The organism is Candidatus Pelagibacter communis (assembly GCF_001179925.1).
GTDB classification, from domain to species: Bacteria; Pseudomonadota; Alphaproteobacteria; order Pelagibacterales; family Pelagibacteraceae; genus Pelagibacter; species Pelagibacter ubique_E.
Genome location: NZ_CVSF01000050.1, coordinates 1 through 18,601, shown reverse-complemented (window position 1 = coordinate 18,601; position 18,601 = coordinate 1). Strand labels below are relative to the sequence as shown.

The 18,601-nt window shown below is 32.0% G+C and carries 17 protein-coding genes; 14 read left to right on the top strand and 3 right to left on the bottom strand.

The window, feature by feature from the left end; all coding sequences use genetic code 11:
- Positions 1-1,601, bottom strand: a 1,601-nt coding sequence (locus tag AMN70_RS03285) for a DUF1989 domain-containing protein (protein ID WP_075501750.1), incomplete at its 3' end; no start/stop codon positions are given.
- A 100-nt stretch (positions 1,602-1,701) separates the two neighbouring features.
- On the opposite strand from AMN70_RS03285, the gene AMN70_RS03280 reads away from it, so the two are divergent.
- The 6 genes from AMN70_RS03280 (at position 1,702) to AMN70_RS03255 (ending at position 7,391) form a co-directional block, all read left to right on the top strand.
- On the top strand, positions 1,702-2,649 hold the full coding sequence (locus tag AMN70_RS03280) for an ABC transporter substrate-binding protein (RefSeq protein WP_075501748.1): 948 nt from the start codon (positions 1,702-1,704) through the stop codon (positions 2,647-2,649).
- Positions 2,650-2,718: 69 nt separating this feature from the next.
- A complete protein-coding gene (locus AMN70_RS03275; protein WP_075501746.1) occupies positions 2,719-3,180 on the top strand; it encodes a hypothetical protein in 462 nt (153 codons plus the stop codon).
- A gap of 34 nt (positions 3,181-3,214) precedes the next feature.
- Positions 3,215-3,592 carry an MORN repeat-containing protein gene (locus AMN70_RS03270; protein WP_075501744.1) on the top strand — a complete coding sequence of 126 codons (378 nt, stop codon included), beginning with the start codon at positions 3,215-3,217 and terminating at the stop codon, positions 3,590-3,592.
- Positions 3,565-4,143, top strand: coding sequence for a hypothetical protein (locus AMN70_RS03265; protein WP_075501742.1), 579 nt, complete (start codon positions 3,565-3,567; stop codon positions 4,141-4,143). Before AMN70_RS03270 ends, AMN70_RS03265 begins: the two co-directional genes overlap by 28 nt.
- Before the next feature lie 63 nt (positions 4,144-4,206).
- Positions 4,207-5,235 carry a quaternary amine ABC transporter ATP-binding protein gene (locus tag AMN70_RS03260; protein WP_075501739.1) on the top strand — a complete coding sequence of 343 codons (1,029 nt, stop codon included), beginning with the start codon at positions 4,207-4,209 and terminating at the stop codon, positions 5,233-5,235.
- A gap of 2 nt (positions 5,236-5,237) precedes the next feature.
- Entirely contained in the window at positions 5,238-7,391 is a 2,154-nt protein-coding gene (locus AMN70_RS03255; RefSeq protein WP_075501737.1) for an ABC transporter permease, read from the top strand.
- A gap of 7 nt (positions 7,392-7,398) precedes the next feature.
- On the opposite strand, the gene AMN70_RS03250 is transcribed toward AMN70_RS03255, so the two are convergent.
- The gene (locus tag AMN70_RS03250; RefSeq protein ID WP_075501735.1) at positions 7,399-8,730 is read right to left on the bottom strand and encodes an NAD(P)-binding domain-containing protein; all 1,332 of its coding nucleotides are present in this window, start codon (positions 8,728-8,730) and stop codon (positions 7,399-7,401) included.
- Between the two features lie 80 nt (positions 8,731-8,810).
- Between AMN70_RS03250 and glpK the strand changes: the two genes are divergently transcribed.
- The 8 genes from glpK (at position 8,811) to AMN70_RS03210 (ending at position 17,357) form a co-directional block, all read left to right on the top strand.
- Positions 8,811-10,292, top strand: a complete 1,482-nt coding sequence (gene glpK / locus AMN70_RS03245) for a glycerol kinase GlpK (protein ID WP_075501733.1) — start codon at positions 8,811-8,813, stop codon at positions 10,290-10,292.
- A gap of 92 nt (positions 10,293-10,384) precedes the next feature.
- Positions 10,385-12,103, top strand: coding sequence for an ABC transporter substrate-binding protein (locus AMN70_RS03240; protein ID WP_179850380.1), 1,719 nt, complete (start codon positions 10,385-10,387; stop codon positions 12,101-12,103).
- 76 nt (positions 12,104-12,179) lie between these two features.
- Positions 12,180-13,244 (top strand): ABC transporter ATP-binding protein, encoded by a 1,065-nt coding sequence (locus AMN70_RS03235; protein ID WP_075501731.1) that lies wholly within the window; start codon positions 12,180-12,182, stop codon positions 13,242-13,244.
- Positions 13,237-14,307, top strand: a complete 1,071-nt coding sequence (locus tag AMN70_RS03230; RefSeq protein ID WP_075501729.1) for an ABC transporter ATP-binding protein — start codon at positions 13,237-13,239, stop codon at positions 14,305-14,307. Before AMN70_RS03235 ends, AMN70_RS03230 begins: the two co-directional genes overlap by 8 nt.
- Positions 14,304-15,170, top strand: a complete 867-nt coding sequence (locus tag AMN70_RS03225; protein ID WP_075501727.1) for a carbohydrate ABC transporter permease — start codon at positions 14,304-14,306, stop codon at positions 15,168-15,170. The genes AMN70_RS03230 and AMN70_RS03225 overlap by 4 nt, the downstream gene beginning before the upstream one ends.
- Entirely contained in the window at positions 15,167-15,967 is an 801-nt protein-coding gene (locus tag AMN70_RS03220; RefSeq protein ID WP_075501725.1) for a carbohydrate ABC transporter permease, read from the top strand. Before AMN70_RS03225 ends, AMN70_RS03220 begins: the two co-directional genes overlap by 4 nt.
- Positions 15,968-16,056: 89 nt before the next feature.
- Positions 16,057-16,323, top strand: coding sequence for a DUF2160 domain-containing protein (locus tag AMN70_RS03215; RefSeq protein ID WP_075501753.1), 267 nt, complete (start codon positions 16,057-16,059; stop codon positions 16,321-16,323).
- Between the two features lie 5 nt (positions 16,324-16,328).
- Positions 16,329-17,357, top strand: a complete 1,029-nt coding sequence (locus tag AMN70_RS03210; RefSeq protein ID WP_075501723.1) for a 2-dehydropantoate 2-reductase N-terminal domain-containing protein — start codon at positions 16,329-16,331, stop codon at positions 17,355-17,357.
- 1 nt (position 17,358) lies between these two features.
- On the opposite strand, the gene AMN70_RS03205 is transcribed toward AMN70_RS03210, so the two are convergent.
- Positions 17,359-18,601, bottom strand: a 1,243-nt coding sequence (locus AMN70_RS03205; RefSeq protein ID WP_075501721.1) for a formate--tetrahydrofolate ligase, incomplete at its 5' end; no start/stop codon positions are given.

Below are 18,601 nucleotides of genomic sequence, written 5' to 3'. Positions count from 1 at the left end.
ACATTTACCTTAAAGCTTTTTTTCTTTGCCACTTCTTTTAACCATTCACCAGCATATTCATCTCCACAAATCCATCTAAAACCAGTTTCACTTAACCTTAATAATGTTCCATCATCAAACATCATTCCATTTTCATAACACATGGCAGAATAAACTACTTGACCAACAGAAAGTTTTTTAATGTTTCTTGTTAACGTATAATTCATCAATTCTTCAGCATCTGGTCCAATAATTTCAAATTTTCTTAGAGAGGATAAATCAATCAGCACAGCGTTTTCTCTGCATGCATTATATTCTTCAACTACACCATGTTTTGTATAATCGTTAGGTAACCAAAATCCTCTTGCATCAATAAAGTTTCTAGTTAACTTTGATGTTCTTTCATAAAAACCAGAGTTTCTTGTGAGTTTTTTTTCAGAGTCTGTTTTCATTCTAAAAGCAAAAGATTTTGAAAATTCTTTTTTCTTGTCATAGGTTCTAACAAAAATATCGGTTGGATTCCATGAATTACATGCGTCTATATCACTTGGACATGCAGTAGTTCCAATAGTTAAATCTTTTAAAGCTCTAAACATTACATAATCACCAGGTCTCGCAAATGACTCATCTGAAATTACTGAGTTCAAGCCTGTAGATGAAGTATTAAAAAATAAATTAATTGCTTGCCATCCTTTTTGTTTTTGTACACCATATTTTTCCATTGTGTTGTTTAGATTGTCAGAACAATTTGGATGACCAAAATAACCTGCATCCTCATAATATTTAGAAGTACATGCTAGGTTAAAAGTATCATGTTTGCCAACTGTATCTCTTATGACCTCTACTAACGGTTCATGATCAGTGTCATAAAATTTTGAAAACAGTCCAGGTCCTGGAAAAGTATTACCCATAAAAGTTCTTGTTGTTTGCCAATCAAGACCTTTTTCAATTTTTTTATCGAGCTTTTTCGTATCAAATGCTACAAAATCAGAGCATTGTCTTCCCGCTGGGCTAATTACCTGAATATAATCACCTTCTTTTACTTGAAAAGAAATTGCAGTTTCTCTTTCAATATTCTTCTCGTAATTAGGTTCATAAACCGGATCAGGTATAATCGATAATTCTTTATCATTAACGATTTTTGCTCTTTTTATAAATATTGTTAAATCACTTGAAGGATTTTGTTCACTCACCAACATATCATTTTGTGGAGCTGAAAAAATCACGTAGCATTTATCTTTTGATTTAATTTTTATTTTTTCTCCACTAGGTGTTTTGTCATCAAAAAGGATGGATGATTTAGATTTATTTATGTCTAAATTTCTTTTCTTTAATTGGAGATTTGTGACTAAAGAACTTTCGTCTTTTCTATTAAGTATTTCCTTAATAAAACTTTTTTTACAATTTTCTTTTTGATTTAAAATTCCAAGTTCAGATTTACCGTCTTTATCAAAACAAACTATTTCACAAATTTGATTTCCTTCATCATTAATTATTTCTATTTCATCATCTGGAAAAATTTGTAAACCAGTAAGACCACCAGCATTTACAACATGTCTTTCAACTCCAGGTGGTAGTATGTTTAAACCCGGCTCTTTAATATCTAAAGTAGTTTGCGACATTTTTTATAATCTATTGTTATAATATATAAATATCTAGTAGTTGACTATCATTTTACTTAGGCACATACTATTCACACTTAATATTAAGAAAGGGGAATAAATGCGAAAAATAATATCATTAGTATCTGCAATGATAATTTCAGTAGTAAGTTTCGCTGGAATATCAAACGCAGCAGATAGTAAAAAGCCCATAGTTATCCCAACTCATAACTGGTCAAGCCAAATTGTGATGGCTTACGTTATTGGTGGAATAATGGAAGATATGGGGAATAATGTTAAATATGTTAACGCTGACTCTCAAGCAGTTTACGAGTCAATAAGAATTGGTGACGTAACTTTATCTCATGAAGTATGGGAATCTGCTTTTGGTAAATCATTCACAACTGCTTTAGATAAAGGTGGATTGTTAGACTGGGGTGACCATGAAGCAAGAACACTTGAAGATATGGGATATCCAAACTGGGTTGCTGAAAAAGGATTATGCCCAGGACTACCAGACTGGACTGCTTTGAAAAATCCTGACTGTGCTAAAAACTTTACAACACCTGACTCTCCAGATGGAAAAGGAAGAATGTTGGAAGGTCCACAAACTTGGCATGGTGATTTAATTCCACAAAGAGTTGACGCTTTAGGTTTAGGTGATCTTTGGTGGGTTAAATTTGCTGGAAGTGCCGATGCACTTTGGGCAGAGTTAGCAGCAGCTGAAAAAGAAGGAAGAGGAACAATCATCTTTAACTGGACACCTAACTTTACAGATGGTGCTGGTTTTACATTTATTGACTTTCCTCCATACACAGCAGGTTGCAGACCTGAAGATGGTGGAGATGGAAAATGTGGTTCGCCTGATGGTTATTTGAAAAAAGCAGTTAACGCTGATTTTCCAAAAACTCATCCAAAAGCAGCAGCTATGTTCAAAAAACTTTCTTTCACAACAAGTCAAATTGGTGCAATGGCAGCTTTAGTTGACATTGATAAGATGACTCACGAAGACGCAGCTAAGAAATGGCTGAAAGATAACAAGAAAGTTTGGAAAGCTTTTACTAAATAAGGTTAAAAGCGGTTAAATCTTTAGATCTCTCCCAACAATGTTGGGGGAGATTTTTTTTAGGAAAATTGAATGATTAGATATTTTTTAAGTATATTCATTAGTTTATTATTTTTTGGTCAAACTTTTGCAAAAGATGTGAGTATTAATGAAAATATTGATCTTAAGTTTGTCTGTGATTTAGATAAAAAAATAATTAAAAATTCAGAATATAATTATCAAACTTTTTTAGCTAAAGATTTGAATGAAAAAGGTTTGGATAAATTTGAAATACAGTCAAAAAAACCAGAGACACTTTTAATCAAAGGATTGTCACTGTTTCTTTCAGAGTCAGTAAAACTAAATGTAAAAGTTGTGAATAAAGATGTAGTTTTATTTAAGTCGATTGATCAAGAAAAAAATTATTCAGAGTCAGGCATAATTACCAGAAAAACAGGAGAATTGATTCATGAAATTACAAAAAATATAAAAAGTGAAAATGCAGAAAAATATATTTCAATATATTCATGCATTAAACATGACCAAAAAGTCTAATTTTTTTTTAGAAAATTTTGTGTAAAATGTTGTTATGAAAAAATACCTTCTCAGCATAATTTTAAGTTTATTGATTACATCAATTGCATTAGCACGAAGTACTGGTTGCAAAGAAGGAAATTGCGAAAATGGTTTTGGTAAATGGGTTTATACAGATAAAACTACTTACGAAGGTGAATGGGTAGGAACAAAAAAAAATGGTCAAGGAGTTGAAACTTGGCCCAACGGATACATCTACAAGGGCGAGTTTAAAAACAGCGAATGGAGTGGAGTAGGTGTTTTAACTTTTCCTGATGGCTCAACTTATGAAGGTGAATGGGCAAAAGGATTTATGAATGGAACAGGAACTTTTACCTCATCAGATGGAACACAGAAATCAGGCACATGGAAAAATGGAAAGCTACAAGAATAATGTCAAAAGAAAATTATTTAAATAAGATTAAAGATTTACCAGAAACAGTAAAACAATTTGGAGGTTTGGTGCTAATAGTTCTAATTATATTTTTTTCATTTTCTGTTTTAAATATTATGTTTGGTGGTGGTGATGAGCTTGTAAGAAAAATGAAATTGGAAGAAGAAAGAATTGCGGAAGAAAAAAAATTAAGTGAATTAATATCTAAATTACCTTCAGGAATATTAGTAACTTTTGACGGTACTGATCATTATAAATTAACAGATGAAGTATATAAACAAGTTTGTAAAGCAACAAAATTAATTCCTCAAAGGGCGATTATGGGTGCAAATTTTTTAAATTTTAGAGCTCATGAAATTTATACAATTAACGGTAACAAAATTGATGAAACATTTGTTAAGTGGGATGAGGAGAAAAATAAGTGTTTTGCAGGCTTTACAGTGAGTGGAAATAATGTTGGAGTTGACGAGTCTATTACTGTAAGTGGTGAAGCATTAAGTTTTTTAAGTACCGGAATTGATACTAGGGTTTATTATATTAAAAATTTTTAGGGGGAAAGTAACAATATTATAGATTTTATTTTGTCATAATTTCATATAACCTGATTAAAATTTATGTCCGAGCCAGTTATCAAATGTGAAAATGTTTATAAAATTTTTGGGGCAAATGCTCAAAAAATGCTTCAAGACTCTAATGGCAACGTTGATGCTAAAACTTTTCAAGAAAATGGGTGTATTGTTGGAGTAAACAACGCTTCTTTTGAAGTTTCAAAAGGAGAGATGTTAGTTGTTATGGGTTTATCTGGTTCAGGTAAATCAACTTTATTAAGATGTATATCCAGATTAACTGATGCAACAGGTGGTAAAATTTTTATAGAAGGTCAAGACCTCTTACAACTAAATAATAAAGATTTAATAGATCTTAGAAGAAATAAAATGGGGATGGTTTTCCAAAGTTTTGCTTTGCTTCCACACAAAACTGTTGTGGAGAATATAGCCTTTCCACTTCAGATTAAAGGAGTCAAGACTGAAGACAGTATTAGTAAAGCAATGGATATGGTTAAACTAGTTGGTCTTGATGGTAGAGAAAACTATTTTCCTAGAGAACTTTCAGGAGGACAACAACAAAGAGTAGGTATCGCAAGATCTTTAGCAGTCGAGCCAGATATTTGGTTTTTAGATGAGCCTTTTTCGGCTTTAGATCCATTAATTAGAAAAGAGATGCAAGATGAGTTCTTACGACTTCAAGAAAAATTACAAAAAACAATTATGTTTATTACACATGACTTTGATGAAGCTTTAAAACTTGCTGACCGTATTGCAATTATGAAAGACGGAATAATTGAACAGTTAGATACACCAGCCAATATTGTTTTAAATCCAGCTACAGAATATGTAAGAAAGTTCACTGAAGAAGTGCCGAGAGAAAAAGTTTTACTAATCGAAGATGTTATGGAGACTTCACAAGAAAATCTTGGTAATTTAAAAGTCTCAAAGGATGAAATCATTGAGAATGTTGCTGAAAAAATTCTTACGCAAGAAAAAGCTGTTGCAGTGATAGATGAAAATAATAAAATCATAGGTTCTATTAACTCATCTAAAATAATTAATACTGTATTCGGAGGAAGAAAAAATAATAACTAATTATGGAGCTTTTAAAAAAATATCCAAAAACTTTTCAGTGGTTATTTTTATTAATTGTATTTTTTGCTTTATGCTTTGCGATCGAAGTACCTGAGACATATAAATTTATTAGAGGCCAAGCAGAATTTGTCAAAGATCCTAATCAAAGTAGTTACGTATTTTTAGGTAAAGAAGTAAGATACTATGCTTTTGATGTCTTCTGGAGGTTACCTCCATTGCTTGGATGGTTACCTATCTGGATTAATGACTCATTATTTTTCTTAATGAATGATTGGATGCCAATTGAAGTTTGGAATGAAGATACTCAAGAATTTAAAAGTCGTCCGATAGTTTTACAAATAAGCAGAAATTTGACTGCCTTCATGACTTTTTTGATAGAATTAATAAGAGAGATATTATTAGGTGGTCTTGAAACTATTGTAGCTTTTACTAGTTGGGATTGGATAGATAAAAATCCATGGGCTGAATTACCAGGATTGCCTTGGACAATTGTTGCAGCAGGTGCAGCATTACTTTCTTACAAGTTAAGCGGTAAAGGTCTAGCTATATTTGCAGGTTTAACTATGGTTTACATTTCTGTATTTGGTCAATGGAAACCTTCTATGCAAACACTTTCTTTTATATTAGTTGCTGCTCCATTATCTTTTATTTTTGGTTTAGGATTGGGGATAGCAGCTTATAAAAGTAAACGAGTAGAAAAAGCTTTATACCCAATATTACTAGTAATGCAGACAATGCCTCAATACGCTGTATTGGTTCCAGCACTAGTTCTTTTTGGAGTGGGTGATCATGCTGCAGTGATTATTACTATGGTTGTAGCAATACCTCCGATGATTTTACTAACTCTATTAGGTTTAAGAGCAGTCCCTCCAGAAGTTATTGAAGCAGGTAGAATGAGTGGATGCACTAATTTTCAATTAATGTTTAAAGTATTAATTCCAACCGCTAGAAGAGATATTCTAATTGGGGTAAACCAAGTAATCATGGTATGTTTTTCAATGGCAGTTATTTCAGCTTTTATTGGAGCGAAAGGTTTAGGATTTAATTTATTATTAGCACTTAACCAATTAAACATTGGATTAGCTTTAGAGGCAGGCTTATGTATTAGTTTAATTGCAATTCTTTTAGATAAGATGTCTTTGGCATGGGCCAATAAACAAACAGATTATTTTGGTAATCTTACCTTCTACCAAAGAAACAAAAATTTTTTATTTTTTGGTGCTATATTTATTATTGGAATAGCACTAGCTTATATTGGAACTTATTTATTTAAAGATACTTTTAATTATTTATTTGAAATTCCTCATAATAAAGGGATATCGACTGCTGATTTTTGGAATAAAGGAGTTGATTGGATTTTTGATACTTTTTTTGTTTACATTAAAGCATTTAATACCTGGTTAATTCAAGAAGTGCTTCAGCCAATGAGAGCACTGTATTTAAGAATGCCTGCGATTGCTACAATAGTTTTGGTGGTAGGTGCAGGATATTTAATTGGTGGTGTACGTTCAGCATTAGTAGTTTGTGCTCTAACTTTATTTATCGCATTCAGCCCTTGGTGGGATAGAGCTTTAGTCACAGCATATATGGCAACTTTTGGAGTTATAGTCTCTTGTATTATTGGATTTACAGTAGGAACTTTATGTTTCCAAAATAAACATTCAGCAAACTTTATGTTAGGAGTTTGTGATATTTTTCAAACATTCCCATCTTTTGTATATTTAATTCCAGTAATGATGTTATTTGGTATTACAGATACATCAGTGCTTATTGCGGTTATAGTTTATGCAACAATACCGGCTACAAGATATACAATTGAGGGACTTAGAAGTGTTCCGGCTGGACTGCATGATGCAGCAACTATGTCAGGTGTGAATAAATTTCAAAGATTAACTAAAATAGAGTTTCCTTTGGCATTCCCACATATGATGCTAGGTATAAATCAAACGATTGTATTTGCATTATTTATGGTGATCATAGGAGCATTTATTGGAACAGAGGATTTGGGTCAATATATATTAAAAGCATTATCAGATAAAAAAGGTGCTGGAATTGGATTAACTCTTGGTATCTGTGTAGCTTTCATAGCTTTAATATTTGATAATTTAATTAGAGCTTATGTTCAAAAAAGAAAAAAACACCTCGGTATCGATTAATCTTAGATTATTCATCTAAAAAAGTTTTTGAAGAGTCATCCATAGCAGTTGCCCATGGTGTGTGATGAATAGGAGCAATAGAACCAGTTACAGGAGAAGAAAAAGATTTATTCCTGTAAGTTAAAATATCTTCAACTTTATGATGCTCCCACTCTTTAAAGTGTTTTCTTATTAACTCAAAATCAATTTTTGGATAATCAGACATTTCATGAAGTTCTTTTGTATATTCAGTCTGAAAATCAATCATCTGATCTGGGTTTTCTAATTTTTCTTCTATCGCAACCCATTTGTTAATATCACTCTCAATTTCTTTACTATCTGGGATTTTAATTTTATTCATTATCACATCTCTTGCGTACCAAGCCTGACAGTCAAACATATTGAATGTATGAAACTGATCTTGCATACCAAGATATAAAAGTTTGTGATTATCTTGCCAAACAATCCCTTTGTATAATTTTGGTGGATAAAGTCTGTTTCTAGTTTTTAATTGTAAATTTTCCTCTAAAAAAGGAAAATGATGGAGATAACCAGTGCATAAAATTACAACATCTGCCTCTTGTTCTGTACCATCTTTAAAAATAGCTTTTTTACCTTCTAATCTATCTAGGTAATGAACTTCTTTCATTCCTTTTGGCCATTTAAATCCCATTGGATTATGCCTGTATCCAATTGTTACACTTTTCGCTCCATATTTATTACATTGGAGCGCAACATCTTCAGCAGAATAACTACTTCCTAAAACAATTACATTTTTATTTCTAAATTCCTCTGCATCTCTAAAATCATGGGAATGCATAATTCTTCCAGGAAAAGAATTCATTCCTTTATATTCAGGAATGAAAGGAACTGAAAAATGTCCAGTAGACACTACTACAAAATCAAAGTTATCTTTTAATACTTTGTCATTTACTTTATCTTGGTAACTAACTTCGAATTTATCATTCTTAAAAATTGTATTTACCACCCTAGTATTGAATTTGATTTTACTTTTTATATTTCCTTTATTAACTCTTCCAATAATATAGTCATACAAGACTGCTCTAGGAGGAAAAGATGGTATAGGTTTTCCAAAATGCTCATCAAATGAATAATCCGCAAATTCTAAACATTCTTTTGGTCCGTTAGACCAAAGATATCTGTACATGCTATTATGAACTGGATCTCCATATTGATCTGAACCAGTTCTCCAATTATAATTCCATAATCCTCCCCAATCATCTTGTTTTTCAAAACAAACAATCTCTGGGATTTTCTCACCATTTTTTTCAGCTAATTCAAAAGATCTGAGCATAGACAAACCACATGGTCCAGCCCCAATTATTGCAACTTTTGTCATTTATTTATTAACAATTTTAAAATTTTATAAAAGCATTTTACTAACAAATTATTAAAAATTGCAATAAAATAAATTTTAATATGAAAAAATTTATAATTTCAATTGATCAAGGAACTACTTCTAGTAGAGCTGTATTATTTGATCTTAAGGGTAAACCAATATTTATTTCACAATTAGAATTTACGCAATACTTCCCAAAGGACGGTTGGGTTGAACATAATCCAGAGGAAATTTGGTCAACAACAAAAAAAGTATTAATAAATGTAATTAAAAAAAGTAAAAGTTTGAAGGGTAAAATCCTAACAATAGGTATTACTAATCAAAGAGAAACAACCATTCTTTGGGATAAACATACAGGCAAACCAGTTTACAATGCAATTGTCTGGCAAGATAGGAGAGCAGTTGAATACTGTAATAAACTTATCAAACAAAAAAAAGAAACAATTATTTATAATAAAACTGGCTTATTAATTGACGCATACTTTTCAGCAACAAAAATTAAATGGATAATAGACAATGTCCCTAAGGCTAAAAAATTATTAAAACAAAAAAGACTTTTATTTGGTACTGTAGATTGTTTTTTGTTATGGAGACTTACAGGAGGTACAAATCATTCAACAGATGCTACTAATGCTAGTCGTACAATGTTATTCAACATTGTAAATAATAAATGGGATAAACAAATCTTAGATATTTTAAAAATACCTGAACATATATTACCTGAAGTTAAAGATTGTTCAGATGATTTTGGTCACACTGATCCTAAGATTACAGGTGAGTCTTATTCGATTACTGGCATGGTTGGTGATCAACAATCTGCTACAATAGGACAGTGTTGTTTTGAGCCAGGATCATTAAAAAGCACTTATGGCACTGGAGCATTTGTTTTATTAAATACTGGAAATAAAGTTATTTATTCTAAAAATAGACTTTTAACTACAATCGGTTACAGAGTAGATGGAAAAACCACTTATGCTTTGGAAGGTTCAATATTTGTTGCAGGAGCAGGGGTTCAATGGTTAAGAGATAAAATTAATTTTATTAAAAAAGCGTCTGATACAGAAAAAATTCTTAAAAGTCTTGAGACAAATAAAGGTATTTATTTGGTACCAGCGTTTACAGGTTTAGGAACTCCATATTGGAATGCAAAATCAAGAGGAGTGTTGAGTGGATTGACAAGAGATACAGGAATTAAAGAAATTGTAAGAGCAACTGTTGAGTCGGTTGCTTACCAAACTTATGATTTGTTTGAGGCAATGAAAAATGATGGTTTGAGACCCAAGATAGTTAGAGTTGATGGTGGTATGGTAAAAAATAATTGGTTTTCTCAATTTCTCAGCGATATAGTTAATGTAAAAGTTTTGAGACCAAAAGTAGACGAGACAACTGCACTTGGAGCTGCTTTTATGGCAGGGCTTAAAATTGGAGTTTATAAATCTTTAAAAGATATTTCAAAAAATTGGTCATTAGATAAAAAATTTTCTCCACGAATGAAAAAATCAAAAAGAAAATTGAATGTTCAAGGCTGGGGAAAAGCTATAAAACGAAGCTTAATAACATAGTTCAACTAAAAAGCGAAAAAGATTTTTACTCTTTACACAAGTATTAAATTCTTGTTAGACTTTATTTTTAAAACACAAACAAGGGGAAAATAATGTTTAATAAAATAAATAAGATCCTTGCTTTTGTAATTACATTCTCAATATTTGTAACATCTTCTTATGCTGATGCTATTAAGAAGTATGCTACAGGTGAATTCAGCCTTTCTACTTTGTCTGAAAAGGAAAGAATTAAGGAATTGAAATGGTTTCAAAAAGCTGCAAAGCCTTTTAAAGGGATGGAAATAAATGTCCTTTCTGAAACAATTCCTACTCACGAATATGAGTCTAAAACACTTACAAAAGCATTTGAAGAAATAACAGGAATAAAAGTAAATCACCAACTTTTAGGTGAAGGTGAAGTTGTTCAAGCTGTACAGACACAAATGCAAACAGGAAGAAACTTGTATGATGCATATATTAATGACTCTGATTTAATTGGTACTCACTCAAGACTTCAACTTGCTGTAAATTTAACAGACTGGATGGCTGGTGAAGGTAAAGATGTTACTTTACCAACATTAGATGTTGATGATTTTATTGGTAAATCATTTACAACAGGTCCAGATGGAAAACTTTATCAATTACCAGACCAACAATTTGCAAATCTTTACTGGTTTAGAAAAGATTGGTTCGATAGACCAGAAATTAAAAAAGGTTTCAAAGCTAAATATGGTTATGACTTAGGAGTACCTGTTAACTGGTCAGCTTATGAAGATATTGCTGAATATTTTACAAATGATGTAAAAAATATTGATGGCGTAAGAGTGTATGGACACATGGATTATGGTAAAAGAGCTCCTGACTTAGGTTGGAGAATGACTGATGCATGGTTATCTATGGCTGGTGCAGGTTCTGTTGGAAAACCAAATGGTGTTCCGGTTGATGAATGGGGTATCAGAATGGAAAAAGGTACATGTAATCCAGTTGGGGCAGATGTAGCTAGAGGTGGAGCTGCAAATGGTCCAGCGGCAGTGTATGCAATCAGAAAATGGGATGAATGGTTAAGAGCTTATGCTCCTCCAGGTGCTGCAAGTATGGACTTTTATCAGTCTCTACCAGCATTATCATCTGGTAACGTCGCTCAGCAAATATTCTGGTATACAGCGTTTACTGCATCGATGGTTGCTCCGAAGAGTTCAGGTAATAAAACAGTTGATGACAATGGAAATCCTTTATGGAGAATGGGTCCATCACCAAAAGGACCTTATTGGGATGAAGGTATGAAGCTTGGTTATCAAGATGCTGGTTCATGGACTTTGTTTAAGTCTACTCCAGTTGATAGAAGAAAAGCTGCATGGTTATATGCTCAATTCGTTGTATCAAAAACCGTATCTCTAAAGAAAAGTCATGTTGGTTTAACTATTATAAGAGATAGTGATATCAATCATAAATCTTTCACTGAGAGAGCTCCAAAATTAGGTGGATTAGTAGAGTTTTACAGATCGCCTAACAGAGTATTATGGTCACCAACAGGTATCAATGTTCCGGATTATCCGAAACTTGCTCAAATCTGGTGGCAACAAATCGGAGATGTAAACTCAGGTGCGTTTAGTCCACAAGAAGCGATGGATCGTCTTGCTGAAGAGATGAACTTAGTAATGTCACGTATGGAAGCTGCTGATAAAGCAAACAATACATATGGTGGATGTGGTCCAAGATTATCTAAGCCAAAAGGTGCAGATTATTGGTTAGGTCAACCAGGATCACCAAAAGCTAAGCGTAACGAGAAACCACAAGGTAAAACAGTTCCTTACGAAAAAGCTTGGAACTAATTTTATTTTGTAAAAAATCTATTAATAAAGAGGGGCATAAAAGCCCCTCTTTATTTTTTTAATCAAAAAAAAATTTATGAGTCTAGAACTTAAAGGAATAGAGAAAAAAATTGGAGAAGAGACTCATATTTATACCACAGATCTAAAATTCGAAAAAAATACAATTAATGTTTTGTTAGGCTCAACATTAGCAGGCAAGACAACTCTAATGCAAATAATGGCTGGTTTAGACAAACCTACAAAAGGTGAAATTTGGTTTAATGAACAAAATGTAACTGGAGTAAAAGTTCAAAAACGAAATGTATCAATGGTCTATCAACAGTTTATAAATTACCCAAATTTTACAGTTAAAGAAAACATTGCATCTCCACTAAAAATTACTGGAATAGAGAGTCAAGAAATAGATCAAAGAGTTAGTAAAGTAGCTGATTTATTAAAATTAACCCCAATGCTTAATAAAAAGCCAAATGAGCTATCGGGAGGTCAACAACAAAGAACAGCCTTAGCAAGAGCTTTGGTAAAAGACTCAGATTTAATTTTGTTAGATGAGCCTTTAGCTAATTTAGATTTTAAATTAAGAGAGGAACTTAGAGAAGAATTACCAAAATTATTCAAAGATCGAGACTGTATAGTTGTATATGCAACAACTGAACCATCTGACGCTTTATTGATTGGAGGTTATACAGCCACTTTATTAGAGGGAAAAGTTATTCAGCATGGCAAAACGCTGGATGTTTATAATAAACCAAACAACTTAGACTCTGCAAAAGTATTCAGTGATCCTCCTATGAATATCGCAAATATAAATAAGAAAGGGGAAATTTGCTCCCTATTAGGTGACAATGTGACTTGGAAAACAAACTTAAATTTAAGAGATGGGAGCTACAAAGTTGGTATTAGACCTCACAATATAACAACATATAAAGAAGGAAAAAATTCAATTGAGATTAGTGGGAAAGTTTTAATTTCTGAATTAAGTGGATCTGAAAGCATGATTCATTTTACCAACGGAGATTTGAATTGGGTATCATTATCTGAGGGTATTCATCAAAAGGATGTTGGAGAAGAAACAAAATTATTCATGAATTCTGATGAGTTCTTATATTTTGATAACAATGATAGATTGGTAGGTAATGTCTAAAATTACTCTCCAAGATTTAAGTCACAGTTACTTACAATCACAAAATAAAGATGAGGACTGGGCAATAAGAAATGTAAATATTGATTGGCAGGATGGAGGTGCTTATGCCTTGTTAGGACCCTCTGGTTGTGGAAAAACTACTCTATTAAATATTATTTCAGGATTAATTAATCCAACAAAAGGAAAGATACTTTTTAACGATGAAGATATAACACAAAAAAATCCAGTAGAAAGAAACATAGCTCAAATATTTCAGTTTCCTGTGATTTACGATACTATGACAGTGTTTGAAAACCTAGCATTTCCTCTAAGAAATAGACAAATTCCTGAAGATGAAATTAATAATAAAGTAAATGAAATTGCTGAGATGTTAGAACTTACATCTACTTTGAATAACAGAGCTTCAGGTTTAACAGCTGATGGAAAACAAAAAATTTCACTAGGAAGAGGATTAGCAAGATCAGATGTAAATGTAATTATGTTTGATGAGCCATTAACAGTTATTGACCCACACCTTAAATGGATCTTAAGATCAAAATTAAAAGAACTTCATCAAAAAATTAAAAGAACAATGATATATGTTACACATGATCAAACAGAAGCTCTTACTTTTGCGGATCAAGTAGTCGTAATGCATGATGGTCAAATAGTTCAGACAGGAACACCCGTAGAATTGTTTAAGAAACCAAAGCATACATTTGTTGGTCATTTTATAGGCTCTCCAGGAATGAACATTCTGTCTTGTCAAATAAACAATGGTTCAGTTGCGATAAATGGCACAAAAATTGAAACTTCAAATTCTAATATTGGTACTTCAAATTTTTCAAAAATAGAATTAGGCATCAGGCCAGAATTTATTTCCTTTGATAGGAAGGGTTTACCAGTAAAAATATTAAATGTGAGTAACACCGGAAAAAATAAGATTATAGAAACGGAAAGTGATGGTGGAAAAATTAAATTAATTATTAAAGCTGGAGAAAAAGTACCTGAAGGATCAGCTTTCTTAACTTTTAAAAAAGATTACACATATGTTTATGGAGATGACTGGATAGTAGAAAAATGAATAAAACTGTAAATCAAAAGGCCTGGTTTTTTGTAATACCTGTTTTTGTTTTAGTTGCATTTAACGCAATTATTCCTCTTATGACAGTTGTTAATTATGCATTTCAAGAAACTTTTGGAAATAATCAATTCATGTGGGAAGGTACAAGATGGTTTAAGCAAATATTAGTCTCCGAAAGATTTCATGCAGCACTTGGACGACAAGTATTATTTACATTAATAATCCTAGTAATACAGATACCTCTTGGAATTTTTATTGCTCTTAATATGCCAAAAGAAGGAATTGGTGTTCCAATTTGTTTGGTATTGATGTCTATGCCACTTTTAATTCCATGGAACGTAGTAGGAGCAATGTGGAATATTTTTGCTCTTCCAGATATTGGTTTTCTTGGTCATTCTTTAAATGCAATTGGTTTCGATTATAATTTTACACAACAAAGTGGAGATGCATGGTTCACAACGATATTAATGGATGTTTGGCACTGGACTTCATTAGTAGTTTTATTGTCATATGCAGGACTAAGATCAATTCAACCTGCTTATTATCAAGCAGCAGAAATTGATGGGGCAACAAGGTGGGCAGTATTTAGACACATCGAACTTCCTAAAATGAAAAAAGTTCTAACTATTGCGATCTTACTAAGATTCATGGATAGCTTTATGATTTATACTGAACCTTTTGTTTTAACTGGTGGTGGGCCAGGAAATGCAACAGCTTTTTTATCTATCGATTTAGTTAAAATGGCATTGGGACAGTTTGATTTGGGACCTGCTGCTGCAATGTCTTTAATTTATTTTTTTATAGTATTAACTGTTTGTTGGGTTTTTTATAATTTAATGATGAGAAATGAGAGTAAATCATGAAAAAATTCAAGTGGTTAGTACCTACAATTTATATAATTTTTTTAATGTTACCAATTTATTGGTTATTAAATATGTCATTCAAAACCACAACTGAAATCATAAATACCTATACATTGTGGCCACAAGAATTTACCTTGGACAATTACAAGAAAATTTTCACTGATAGTACTTGGTATACAGGATATCTTAATTCAATATATTATGTTGTTTTAAATACATTTATATCGGTTGCAGCTGCACTTCCAGCTGCTTACGCTTTTTCAAGGTATAAATTTTTAGGAGATAAACATCTATTTTTCTGGCTTTTAACTAATAGGATGGCACCTCCTGCAGTGTTTGCATTACCATTTTTTCAGTTTTATTCATCAGTAAATTTATTTGATACTCATGTAGCTGTAGCTCTCTCACATTGCTTATTCAACATACCTTTAGCTGTTTGGATTTTAGAAGGATTCATGTCTTCAGTGCCAAAAGAATTAGACGAGACTGCTTATGTAGATGGTTACTCGTTTTGGAAATTTTTTTTCAAAATTTTTATCCCAACAATCACTGCTGGAATAGGAATTACCATGTTTTTCTGTTTTATGTTTTCGTGGGTAGAATTATTACTCGCAAAAACTTTAACAGCTGTCGCCGCAAAACCTATTGCAGCTACAATGACTCGAACCGCAAGTACCTCAGGCTATGAACTAGGATTGTTAGCAGCTGCTGGAAGTTTAACGATTGTGCCTGGTGCGATAGTTATTTATTTTGTGAGAAATTATATTGCGAAAGGCTTTGCGTTAGGAAGAGTATGATATTTACTAATTCATATGCTGCAAACTCTTGGGATTCTGTTGCCAAATCACAAGAAAAAGGACTTTTTGATTTTGAATTTATTACTTGGATGGCATGGACATGGCAAACTGCAGCATTTTTTTTGTTTATTGTTCTTTGTTTTGTAGTCATGATTATATGGGAAAAGAAAAAACCTGGAGGAAGTCCAAGGAAAGGTATCCTAGGCCTGGATACTACAAGGGGAGATAGATTGTTCATATCATTGTTAAGTTCTGCTTATATTCATTTAGGATGGTTAGGACTTATTGGTCCAATGTTGTGGATTGCAACAATAATCTCATTTATTTTTGCAATTTTTGTTTTTAGATTTGTTTAAAAGATATGAAAAAAATAGTAATTATTGGAGCAGGTGCAATGGGTTCAGCATTTTCTGTTCCATGTGCTGATAATTCTCACGAAGTATTTCTAGTTGGTTCTTTTTTAGAAGATGATTTAATAAATGAAATTAACAAGTTAGATAATTTTCATCCTGTATTAAAATGTCAACTACCAAAAGAGGTCAAAGTAATTAAATTTTCAGAATTTGAAAAGGAAATTAATAAGAAAATTGATTTATTAGTTGTTGGTGTAAGCTCCAAAGGGATTGATTGGATTGGTGATGAAATATCAAAATTTTATAATAAAAACACTAACATACTTTTATTAACAAAAGGCTTAACTATAATTGAAAACAGATTTGAAACTTTAGCTGAAAAATTAAAAAAAATTCTTATCAATAAAGGTATTAATAACTCTAAAATTTCTGCAGTAGGGGGACCTTGCCTTGCAAACGGTTTGGCAAATAGAATAAACAGTAGTGTTGTTCTTGCTAATGAAGATATCAATACTGTTAGCGAAATTGGTAGAATAATTTCTACTAATTATTATTCTACAGAATATTCAGATGATTTAATAGGAGTTGAGGTTTGTGCAGCTACCAAAAACATCTACTCTATGTTAATTGGGGCTTCAGAGGGCTTAAGCAGCAAATCTCAGAGTAATGAGATTAAAAATAAATACTATTTAAATACTGCTGCCTCTCTAGCTTACAAAGCAGTTTCAGAAATGAAAAATTTAACAAAAAAATTGAGTGGCAAACCAGAAACAGCATATGGATTGGCGGGACTAGGAGATTTATATGTAAGTTCTGCTGGTGGAAGAAATAGTAAGATGGGATATTATTTGGGTCAAGGACACCTTTTCAAAGATGCAAAAGAAAAATTTATGAAAGATGTTACTGTTGAAGGAGCAGATCTTGCTTTTGCAATTGGTGCAAAAATTTTAAAAGAATTTAAAAAAGAGGAGTTTCCTCTATTATTAAGTGTTGTAAATTGTATTTGTAGTAATAAGAAATTAGAAATTAATTGGTAATTTAAAATAGACCTTCAATTTCACCTTTATCATTCAATTTAATAGAATCTGCTGCTGGAACTCTAGGTAATCCAGGCATAGTCATTATTTCTCCACAAACAACAACAATAAATTCAGCTCCTGAAGATAATCTAACTTCTCTCACAGGAAGAACATGTCCTGTAGGTGCACCTTTTAGATTCGGATCAGTTGAAAAACTATATTGAGTTTTTGCAATACAAACTGGAAGATTACCATAACCTTTTTCTTCAAAATCTTTTAATTGTTGTCTTATCTTGGTGTCAGCTACCACTTCACTTGCATGATAAATTTCTTGAGCAATTTTTTCTATCTTTTTAAATAATTGTAATTTGTCTTCGTATAAATATTTAAATGTATCTTGATTATCTTCACAAATAGCTACAACATTTTTTGCAAGCTCTACTGTTCCATCACTTCCGTTTGACCAATGAGTGCATTTAGAGGCTTTCACACCTTGTGTTTTACAAAAATCTAATAATGTTTTCATTTCTTTATCAGAGTCTGTAATGAAGTGATTTACTGCAATCGTAACTGGCAATCCAAATTTTCGCGTATTATTTATATGTCTCTCTAGATTAACCAAACCTTTCTTTAATGCTTTCACATTTTCGTTTTTTAATTCATCTTTTAATACGCCACCATGCATTTTAAGAGCTCTTATGGTTGCAACAATAACAACACAATCAGGCTTCAATCCTGATTTTCTGCATTTGATATTCAAAAATTTTTCTGCTCCAAGATCTGCACCAAATCCAGCTTCAGTAACAACATAATCTGCTAATTTAAGTCCTGCCTTTGTAGCTATTACAGAATTACAACCGTGCGCAATATTGGCAAAAGGACCTCCATGAATAATAGCAGGATTATTTTCTAATGTTTGAGTTACATTTGGTCTAATTGCTTCTTTGAGCAACACTGTCATTGGACCTTGAGCATTTAAATCTTTTGCGAGTACAGGTTGTTTATCCCTAGTGTATCCAATTGTTATATTTGCAATCCTATTTTCTAAATCCTTTAAATCTTTTGCTAAACAGAAAATAGCCATTAATTCTGAAGCAACTGTAATATCAAAACTGTCTTGACGTGGATATCCATTTGCTACACCTCCTAGATCTACTATGATTGATCTTAAAGATCTATCATTCATGTCCATCACTCTTCTCCAAGAAACTCTTCTTACATCGATGTTTAGTTTATTACCCCAATAAATATGATTATCAATA